The 9,958-nt window shown below is 72.1% G+C and carries 4 protein-coding genes; all 4 read right to left on the bottom strand.

The window, feature by feature from the left end; translation table 11 throughout:
• Positions 1–145: 145 nt before the first annotated feature.
• A complete protein-coding gene (locus HW445_RS09230) occupies positions 146–670 on the bottom strand; it encodes a DUF2165 domain-containing protein (RefSeq protein ID WP_180220539.1) in 525 nt (174 codons plus the stop codon).
• 163 nt (positions 671–833) lie between these two features.
• On the bottom strand, positions 834–5,126 hold the full coding sequence (locus tag HW445_RS09225) for a discoidin domain-containing protein (RefSeq protein WP_180220538.1): 4,293 nt from the start codon (positions 5,124–5,126) through the stop codon (positions 834–836).
• A 177-nt stretch (positions 5,127–5,303) separates the two neighbouring features.
• On the bottom strand, positions 5,304–8,678 hold the full coding sequence (locus HW445_RS09220) for a CARDB domain-containing protein (RefSeq protein WP_180220537.1): 3,375 nt from the start codon (positions 8,676–8,678) through the stop codon (positions 5,304–5,306).
• Positions 8,679–8,848: 170 nt separating this feature from the next.
• A complete protein-coding gene (locus HW445_RS09215; protein WP_180220536.1) occupies positions 8,849–9,859 on the bottom strand; it encodes a LacI family DNA-binding transcriptional regulator in 1,011 nt (336 codons plus the stop codon).
• Positions 9,860–9,958 lie beyond the last annotated feature (99 nt).

Here is a 9,958-nt window from a genome sequence, read left to right as displayed (position 1 = left end):
GTGCGGGCAGCGCGCGCATGAGGTGCTCCTCGGCGGGTCCGGTGCGGGGCGGCGGCCGACGAGTGGCCGGCCGGCGGTCGATCATCGCACCCGGGACCGGCACCGCCATCGGCACCGGCACCACCACCGCGCCCGCTTCCGGGGGCTACTCCTCGGCGGCCGTTGCGAACGGCAGGTGGTCCACGATCAGCACGACGCCGCTCATCACGAAGACCCGCGTCGCGGCGTCCAGCCCGTTCCACTGCTCGGACTGCCACATCGCGAACCACTCGCCGCCGATCCCGATGAAGCCGGCGCCGAACAGCAGCATCACCATCAGCAGCCCGTACGTGCTGATCCGCCGGGCCCGCGGCCGCTCGCGCCGGAACCAGAGCCACGTCCCGTACAGCAGGACCAGCGCCGCGACGCTCTCCCAGACGATGACGAGGACGTACGCGGCGTCCTGGAGCCGCTCGCCGGTGACGGCCCGCCACATCAGGTCCGGATCCTTGAACGTCGTGTCCATGGCCAGCACATGCCGGACGAACGCCTGGTTGGTACCGAAATCGGTGATGTTCCCGAAGGCGACGAGGGTCATGTAGAGGGCGACGGTCCCGGTGAGCAGGGCCGCCGCGAGCGTCAGGGCGCGTGGGGCGGGCGCGGAGGGGCGTGCGGACGGTAGGGATGCCATACCGGGTTCCTTCCCCTCCTGCGGGGCGGGCGCCCGTGCATTTCCGGCCACCGGATCCCGCGCGGGCCACCGGATCCCGCGCGGGCCGCCACGGGGCCGGTGCCCGCCACGCGACCGGCGCCCGCCGCGCGAGGCGGCGGGCGCCGGAAACCTCCGGGTCAGGTCAGCACGGGTTGACGTCGATCCTGAAGGTGGTGGTGGTGTTGCGGACGTCCTGCGCGTTGCCGCTCATGCGCAGGCAGTTGAAGGTGACCTCGCCGACGGCGGGGCCCTGGCCCTCCTCGGGCTTCTCGTTGGCCCAGAGGCCGAAGCCCGACTTGGCGTCCCAGGCATCGCCGCTGCGGCGCGCCCCGGTGATCGAGACGTCCGTGAAGACGGTGTCCTTGACCGGGAACTGCGGTTGCCCGCCGGTGTAGTTGGTCTGGAACATGATGCCGCTGTACGTCGGGTCGACGATGTCGACGTCGTTCACCCGGATCCCCTGGAACACCTTCGAGGCGGAGAAGACCCAGATCCCCGGGAAGGTCTGGTTGCCCCAGAAGTGGCCGCCCGCCCGGACGACGGAGATGTTCTCGAAGGTGGTGGGGCCGGTCCCGAAGCCGTTCATCGGGTAGCCGAAGTCCAGCGACGAGATGGTGATCCCGGAGTAGACGAGGGTGTCGGCGATGCGGATGTTGCGGAAGGTGTTGTCGTACCCGCCGTAGACGGCGACGCCCGCGGCCCGCCAGGTGAGGGTCGAGGTCAGGTTCTCGTAGACGTTGTTCCTCATGTCGGCGCCGCCCGCGTCGATCGCCGAGAACAGCGCGAAGCTGTCGTCGCCGGTGGCCCGGGCGTCGTTGTTGGTGACCAGGTTGTCCGTCGACCCGTTGGTCATGTTGACGCCGTCGGCGAACATGTTGCGGATCCGGGAGTTCTTGATGGTGACCCGGTCGGTGTTGGCGCCCCAGTACAGGCACACCATGTGCTCGTTCCAGATGTCGTCGACGGTGATGTCCGAGACGTTGGAGAAGTCGAAGACCTTCCCGGGCCCGTCGATGCGCGAGGTGTAGTTGCCGAAGTAGGCGAAGCCCTTGAAGAGCGAGCCCTTGGCGGTCGCGTCGGCGCGGAAGCCGACGTCGGTGTTCTCCTGCGTCGCGGGCGCGTGGAACTGCGTGTACCAGGGCCCGGCGCCGACCACCTTGACGGCCTTGCCGTACACCTGGAACTTGCCGGACGTCGCGTAGTCGCCCGGCGGCAGGTAGACGCCGGTCAGCTTGCCGGTGGTGTCCATCCGGACCCGGTCGAGGGCGTTCTGCACGTCCTGGTGGGTGAAGCCGGCCGGAACGGCGTAGGCGGCGGGGTCGGGGTTGGCGGCCGGGGCGGCCTTCTCGGTGTCGACGAAGTCGACGGCGAAGTGGGCGGCGGAGTTGGCCGCGTCCTTCTGCAGGCGGATCCGGCTGCCCGCGGGAAGGGTCTCGCCGAACAGGAGCTGCGCCTCGTCGTAGACGTGGCGGGGGGCGCCGGCGCCCGGGCTGTTGCCGGGCGCGGTCTCCGCCCCGTACAGCCAGGCGAACTTCGAGGTCACCGGCAGCGCCTTCGCGAAGACGCCGTCGACGTACACGTTGAGGGTGGTGTCGATGCCGCCGCCGCCCGGCGCGTCGGGGACGGAGATCCGGGCCACCAGGGTGTTGGTCGCGGCACGGGTGGTGAACTCGACGTACTCACCGGTCGCGTCGAGGGTCACCGCCTTGCGTCCCGACGCCTCACCGGCGACGTCCCCGACGGTCCGGTTGGGGCCGACCACCTTCGCGCCGCCGCCCACGGCGGCGTCCTCCGCCTCGTACGTGGTGTACGGCATGTCGGCGCCGCGGCCGACGAAGAGGGGCTGGGTGGAGGTGTTGTTCTCCCGCTTGACGGGCGGTTCGCCGCTGTCGGCGGCGACGGTGGTCCGCACCGTGTACGAGCCGTCGGCCGCGGTCCAGGGACCGAGGGTCACCTCGACGGTGGCGCCGGCGGCGACGACCCCGGTGTGCGCACCGGTCAGGGTCCTGACCGTGGACCCGTCGTCGTCGAGGAGGGTGAGCGTGACGGCGTGGCCGCCCGCCGCACTGGCCTCGGTGCCCTGGTTGCGCACCGGCACCGTGAAGGTCACGGCGTCACCGGCGGCCGGGCTGGACGGCGTGGTGGTCACCGGGCCGGGCACCAGGTCAGGTCCGGCCACCGGCTTGACGACCAGGGGGGAGGGCCGGGTGTGGGTGTTGTTGGTCTCGTTCCGCTCGGCGACCTCGTCGGCCTCGTCGGCGACCGCGCCCAGTTCGTAGGAACCGGCCGCACGGGTGCCCACGGACGCCTCCACCGTGGCCTGGGCCCCGGGTGCGAGGGCCCCGGTCCGCGCGGTGGCGACCTTGGTGCCGCCCAGGCGCAGGGCGACCGTGCTCGCGGGCGCGGCGGCCGGTCCGTCGTTGCGGACGGTCGCGGCGACGGTGATGCCGTCCGTCTCGACGGGTGCGGCGGGCGAGGTGGTCAGGGAGGTGACGACGAGGTCGGGGGCGGGGGCGGGGACGCCGACGACCTGGAACTCGGCGAGCTGCCCGGCCGGGGCCCCGGTGTTGGCGGTGAACCGCAGCCGTACGTCGGCCACGCGGCCGGTGACCGGGACGGTGACCGTGTTGCCGCCCGCCGGGCCGAACGCGTAGCTCTTCGCGGCCACCAGCGTGGTGAACGCCGAGGCGTTCCGTGCCCGGCCGAGGACCTCGATGGTCTGGGAGCGGGCGGACCACGCGGGGTCCGGGTTCAGCCTGAGCACGAGCCGGTCCAGGTCGGCGTCGGCGCCCAGCCGGACGGTGAGGGTCTGCGGGTAGCTGCCGCCGGCGCCCTCCCAGTAGGTGGCGGTGTCGTTGTCGTTGGCGTTCGCCGCGGCGTACGAGTGCACCGTGGAGGACGCCTCGATCGGCTTGCCGGCGGCCAGCTCGGAGCCGCTGCCGCCGCTGCCGTCGCGGGTCACCCGGTTGCTCTCGCCCGACCGGTTGCCGGCGGCGTCCTTGGCCCGGACGGCGTAGGTGACGGTGTTCGTCACCGGCTGGGTGTCGGTCCAGACGGTGACGTTCCCGGCCACCGTCCCCCGCAGCACGTTGTCGGCGTAGATCTCGTACCCGCTCACCCCGACGTCGTCGGTCGAGGCCGTCCAGGTGAGCCTGACCCTGCCCGCCTCGGGCTCGGTGAACGCGAGGTTCGCCGGGGCGGTCGGGGCCTGCGTGTCGCCGCCGTCACCGAGACGGGTGACGGTGTTGCTGTCGCCGGACTGGTTGCCGGCCGCGTCCCGGGCGCGCACGCGGTACGACACGGTCTGGTTCGCCGGGCGGTCGTCGGTGAAGGCGGTGACGTCACCGGCGACGCTGGTCAGCAGCTCCCCGTTGGCGTAGACGTCGTACGCCGTGACGGCGGTGTCGTCGCTCGCGGCGTTCCAGGTCAGCCGGATCCGCCCGGTGTCGGGCTCGGTGAAGGCCAGGCCCGAGGGCGCGGTCGGTGCCCGGGTGTCGCCGGAGGCCGGGCCGTAGATCTCCAGCTCGGCGATCTGGGCGGCCGGGCGCCCGGTGTTCGCGGTGACCAGGACGCGCACGTGGCGGGTGGTGACCGTGTCGAAGGAGACCGTCGCGGTGTTGTCGTTCGAGGCGTCGAAGGCGTAGGCCCGCGAGGCCGTCAGATCGGTGAAGTCCGTGCCGTCGGTGCTGCCCTGGATCTTCAGCGTCTGGCTGCGGGCCTCCCAGCCGGCCGGGAGCTTCAGCACGACGCGGTCGACGGCCCGGGAGGCGCCGAGGTCGGCCCGGAGCCACTGCGGGAGAGCACCGTTGGCGCTCTCCCAGTAGCTGGCCCGGTTGCCGTCGTTGGCGTTGCCCGCCGTGTACACCTCGGTGTGGCTGCTCGACGTCAGCGTGCGCCCGGCGGCGAGGTCGACGGAGGACTCGTCGGCCGAGCGCACCTCCAGCTCGGAGAGCTGGGCGGCCTGCCAGCCGGTGTTGGCGGTGATGTCCACGCGGACGAACCGTGTCCGGGCGGCCGGGAAGGACACCGTGACGGTGTTGCCGGTGCCCGGGGCGAACGTGTAGGCGGCGGAGGTCTTCAGGGTGGTGAAGCTGGTGCCGTCGGCGCTGCCCTGGACGGAGAGCGTCTGGTTCCGGCTCTCCCAGCCCGCCGGCAGCTTGAGGACGACCTCGTCCACGAGGGTGGCCGTCCCGAGGTCCGCCTGCACCCACTGGGGCAGGTTCGCTCCGGCGCTCTGCCAGTAGGTGCCCTGGTCGCCGTCGGTGATGTTCCGCGCCGCGTACTCGGCGTGCGAGCTGCTCGCCGACGCGGTCTCGCCGAGCGCGACGTTCGGCCCGCCCGCGGCCCGGGCGGCGGTCAGCGGACCGCCCAGCCCCAGCAGGCTCGCCACGACCACGGCGCTGAGCCACCGCGATCTCCCTGTGCGGATGTCCATGCGAATCCTCGCTCCTCGGTCGCGCACCGGGGGACGCGCGACCGGCTCGGTGGGGTCGTGCACTGCGGGTCGTTCAGGGACGTGCTCGAGGGGGTTGTGCAACGGGGGTGCGCAAGGAGGAGCCGGTGCGGCGGCCCGGGGGGAAGGGGCGGACCGCCGCACCGGCGAGGGCCGGGGTCAGGGGCGGTTGACGACGAACTGCGAACCGGGCTCGACGCAGACGTCGCCCTCCGCCGAACCGGTGATGGTCACCGAGGTCAGCGTGGCGCTGCCCCGCGCGCCGGACATGGCGAGGACGCCGCAGCCGTTGACCGACCCGTCGATGCGGACCCCGGTGACCTTGACGTCCGGCATCGCGCCGCCACCCGTCTTGAACTGGATGCCGTCGTAGGTCGAGTCGTGGATGTCGGTGTCCTGGATGGTGACGCCGGGGATGTCCGGCCCCTGGGCGAACAGGGTGATCGCGCCGAACTCCTGGTCCTCGTTCCAGAAGGCGCCGCCCGTGCGGTACAGGCCGTTGTTCGCGATCAGTGTCCGGCCGGAGAAGGGCAGCGGGTCGTGGTCGGTGGCCAGCATGATCCCCGGATAGTTCATGGTGTCGGAGACCAGGTTGTTCTCGATCGTGTTGCCGTGACCGCCGTAGACCGCGATGCCGTTGGCGCGCCAGGGCAACTGCACCGTGTTGTTGCGGAAGTGGTTGTCGTGGCCGACGTCGACCGAGGTGTCCTTGACGTACTTGCTGGCCCAGACGGCCAGGGCGTCGTCGCCCGTGTTGCGGAAGGAGGAGTTGTGGACCGTCGAGTTGCGGGTGCCGTTGGCGAAGTTGACCCCGTCGGCGTAGGTGTTGCGGATCCGCACGCCGGTGAACTCCACACCGTCGCCCGGGTTCCACAGCTCGGGGATGTTCCCGTAGTCGCGGCCGACCCAGGCGCCGACGTTGGCGTGCTCGATCCAGACGTTGCTGATCTTCGTGTCGCTGCCGAAGCGCCCGTTGAGCGCGACCCCGCCCTCGGCGCCTCCGTCGCCGCCGCGGATGGTGCCGGAGCCGAAGACGGCGATGTCGGAGATCCGGGTGTTGTCGTCGATGTCGAAACCGAAGTTGCCCTCGTGCGGGTGGTTGATGCCGCCGGCCTGGTGCGGCGGGGTGAGCGAGTACAGCTGCGAGTGCCACATGCCCGCGCCGCGGACGGTGACGTCACGGATGCCCACCTGGTTGAACTGCCCGCGGTTCAGCGGGTCGTCGGTCAGGATCTTCTTCTCCTGACGCCACTGGCCGGCCGGGATCCACACGCACTCGATCGTGCCGTTCTGGTCGGCGGTGACGGCGCGCTGGATGGCGTCCGCGTCGTCGATGCCGTCGTTGGGCACCGCCCCGTACTCGGTGATCGAGGTGCAGGAGGCGGGCTTCGCGGACGGGGCGGCGACCTGCTCCAGGTCGATCAGGTCGATGACGTAGAAGGCGGCCGTGTCGCCGGAGTCGCGCTGGAGGCGGAACTTCGTGCCGGCCGGATAGGTCTTCGTCAGCAGGGCGTGGGACTCGTCGAAGAGCCGGCGCGCGTCACCGCCCGGGGTGTTGGTCAGGCCCTCCGGGTCGTCGGTGCTGCCGTAGAGCCAGCTGTGCTTGGAGGACAGGGACAGCTTGCGGACGAACTCGCTGTCCGCGTACAGGCTGATGGTGGCCTCACGGCCGCCGCCGCCGGCCGCGTCGGGGATCGAGTTGCGCACGACGACGGAGTTGGCGGCGTCGCGGGAGGTGAACTCCACGTGGTCGCCCGTGCCGTCCAGACGCACCGACTTCCGGCCGGAGGACTCGGTGGCGAAGTTGGTGTGGCCGAAGGTGCGCAGCCGGTCCGCGGTGAGCAGCGTCCCGTCGTAACCGCCGTCCTCCGCCTCGTACTCGACGTACGGGACGGCGGCGCCGCGGCCGATCACGAGGGAGCGGGCGAGGACGTTGTTGTCCTCGTCGGTCTCGGTGACCTGAGCGGTGGCGTCGGCGGTGGCGGTCAGGGTGGCCCCGCCGCCGGTGGCCCGCCAGGTGGCGTCGAGGGCCACCGCGACGGTCGCTCCCGCGGCGACGGCCCCGGTCGTGCCGTCGAAGGTCCGGCCGTCGACGGTGAGACGGGTGACGGTGCCCGCCGGGACGGCGGTGGTGCCGCGGTTGTTCACCGCGACGGTGAAGGAGACGGACGCCCCGACCGCCGGTGACGCCGGGTCGGTGGTGATGCCGGTGACCCGCAGGTCCGGGCCGGCGGCCCGGGAGACGGTCAGCTTCCCGTCCGCGGTGCGGCTGTTGTTGGTGTCGTCCAGCTCGGCGACGGTGTCCGTCCGGTCGACGACCGCCGACACGGTGTACGAGCCCGCCGGACGCCTGCCCACCGGGACGGAGACCGTCGCGGAATCGCCGGCCGGGAGGGAGGCGACCGGCGCGGAACCGGCGACGGCGCCCTCGACGGCGACGTCGACCGTGGTCGCGGCGGACGTCGCCGTGCCGGCGTTGCGGACGGTGGCCCGCGCCGTCACCTCGTCCCGTTCCGAAGGGTCCGCCGGGGACCAGGACAGGTCGGTGACGACGAGGTCGGGGCGGGGCGCCGCCCTGCCGACGACCTGCAGTTCGGCGACCTGGCCGCCGGTGGCCCCGGTGTTGGAGTGGAAGGTCAGCCGCAGGTCGGCCACCCGGCCGGTCACCGGGACCACCACGGAGTTCTGCCCCGAGGAGGGACTGAAGGCGTACTCGGCCCTCGCCTTCAGCGTGGTGAACGCCGAAGCGCCGTCGGCCCGGCCCAGGATCTCGAAGGACTGCTTGCGCGGACCCCACACCTGCGCCGGGGGGAGTTTCACGACCACGGCCGTCACGTCCGCGTCCGCGCCGAGCCGCACCGTCAGGGAGGCCGGGAATCCGGCGGACTCCCAGTAGGTGCCGGTGTCGCCGTCGTTGGCGTTCGCCGCCCGGTAGTCCTGCGTGGTGGACGTCGCCTCGACCGGCTTGTTCCGTGCCAGGTCGGTACCCTCGACGGGCGGGTCGACGGGGCCGCCGTCCCCCTCGCCGTAGATCTCCAGCTCCGCCAACTGGGCGGCGTTCCAGCCGGAGTTGGCGGACACCTGCACCCGGACGAAGCGTGCGGAGGCGGAGGGCAGGCCGATGGCGACCGTGTTCGCCGCCGACGGTTCGAAGGCACGCGGCTGCGCCGCGGCCAGCGGGGTGAAGGAGTTCCCGTCCGAGCTGCCGAGCACGGCGAGCGACTGCGAGCGTCCCTCCCAGCCCGTGGGCAGTTTCAGCACCACGCGGTCCAGGTCCACCGCAGTCCCCAGGTCGACCTGCACCCACTGGGGGAACGATCCGGCCGGCCCCTCCCAGTAGGTCTGCTGGCTCCCGTCGGTGACGTTCGTCGCGGGATACCCGGCGTGCGCGCCACCGGCCGTCGCCACCCGGCCGAGCGCCAGGTTGGGCCCGTCGTCCGCCGCGTACGCGGGCGCGGGCGTCAGGCCGACGGCGAGCAGGCCCGCCGTCAGCAGACCCACCCCTAATCTCCTGATCGGACGTGCACGTCTCATGATGACCACTCCCAGCAAACTTCTTGAGTGATTCCGTCAGTTGTTTGCGTTGTCGAAGTGAGAGGTTTCTACTGCGTGACGTGTTTGTCAATGAAACCGTCAAGGGCACGACAAAGCACCGGTGCCCCCCGCGAGACGCGGAGGGCACCGGTGCCGGGTGGGGTGCGGGGTCAGCGCGTCCGGGGAGGCGCGGTCGATCCGCGGACGACGAGCTCGGGCTCGAACAGCAGCTCGCCCAGGGGGGATCGGGAGCCGTCGATCTGCGCGCACAGCAGGTCGACCACCGCGCGGCCCATCGCCTCGATGGGCTGGCGGACGGTCGTCAGGGGCGGCTCGGTGCAGGTCATGAAGGCCGAGTCGTCGAAGCCCACCACCGAGACGTCCGACGGAACGGACAGCCCGCGGCGGCGGGCCGCCCGGATCGCCCCGAGGGCGAGCGGGTCGCTGGCGCAGACGATCCCGGTGACGCCCCGCTCCAGGAGGCGGGCGGTCGCGGCCTGGCCGCCCTCCAGCGAGAAGATGGACGGCTGCACGAACGCGTCGGGCAGCTCCATGCCCATGACCTTCGCGGACGCCCGGGCGGCCTCCAGCTTGCGGCGCGAGGGCATGTGGTCGTCCGGCCCGACGACCAGGCCGATCCGCTCGTGGCCGAGGGAGGCCAGGTGGCGCCAGGCCTGCTCGACGGCGACCGCGTCGTCGCAGGCGACGCAGGGGAAGTCCAGGCCCTCGATCGACGCGTTCACGAGGACGACCGGCACCTTGCGCTCCGCCAGCAGGTGGTAGTGCTCGTGCGGCGCGTCCGCCTGCGCGAACAGGCCGCCGGCGAAGATGACCCCGGAGACCTGCTGCTGGAGCAGCAGGTCCACGTAGTCGGCCTCCGAGACGCCGCCCTTGGTCTGCGTGCAGAGCACCGGAGTGAGCCCCTGCTGGGCGAGCGCGCCGCCGATGACCTCGGCGAGGGCCGGGAAGATCGGGTTCTGCAGCTCCGGGAGGACGAGGCCGACCAGCCGGGCGCGCTCCCCGCGCAGCTGGGTCGGACGCTCGTAGCCGAGGACGTCCAGCGCGGTGAGCACGGACTGCCGTGTCGCCTCGGAGACACCGGGCTTGCCATTGAGGACACGGCTGACCGTGGCCTCGCTGACCCCCACCTTCTTCGCCACCTGGGCCAGTCGTCGCGTCATGAGCGCAAGCCTAACGCAAACCGTGCAAGTAATTGCAGTCCTCTCTCCTCTCCACGTCGGTCATCCGCCCGGCCGTGGCGCCGACGTGCGCGCCGCCGT

The organism is Streptomyces sp. UH6 (assembly GCF_013421635.1).
In the GTDB taxonomy this organism is placed as follows: domain Bacteria; phylum Actinomycetota; class Actinomycetes; order Streptomycetales; family Streptomycetaceae; genus Streptomyces; species Streptomyces abyssomicinicus.
Note: the sequence above shows the minus strand (reverse complement) of the source record. Positions and strands in the feature narration are given on the sequence as shown.

Bases quoted from the DNA above. Each gene is read 5' to 3' on its own strand.
- HW445_RS09215 (WP_180220536.1), bottom strand. From the start codon at position 9,859: ATGACGCGACGACTGGCCCAGGTGGCGAAGAAGGTGGGGGTCAGCGAG.
- HW445_RS09225 (WP_180220538.1), bottom strand. From the start codon at position 5,126: ATGGACATCCGCACAGGGAGATCGCGGTGGCTCAGCGCCGTGGTCGTG.
- HW445_RS09220 (WP_180220537.1), bottom strand. From the start codon at position 8,678: ATGAGACGTGCACGTCCGATCAGGAGATTAGGGGTGGGTCTGCTGACG.
- HW445_RS09230 (WP_180220539.1), bottom strand. From the start codon at position 670: ATGGCATCCCTACCGTCCGCACGCCCCTCCGCGCCCGCCCCACGCGCC.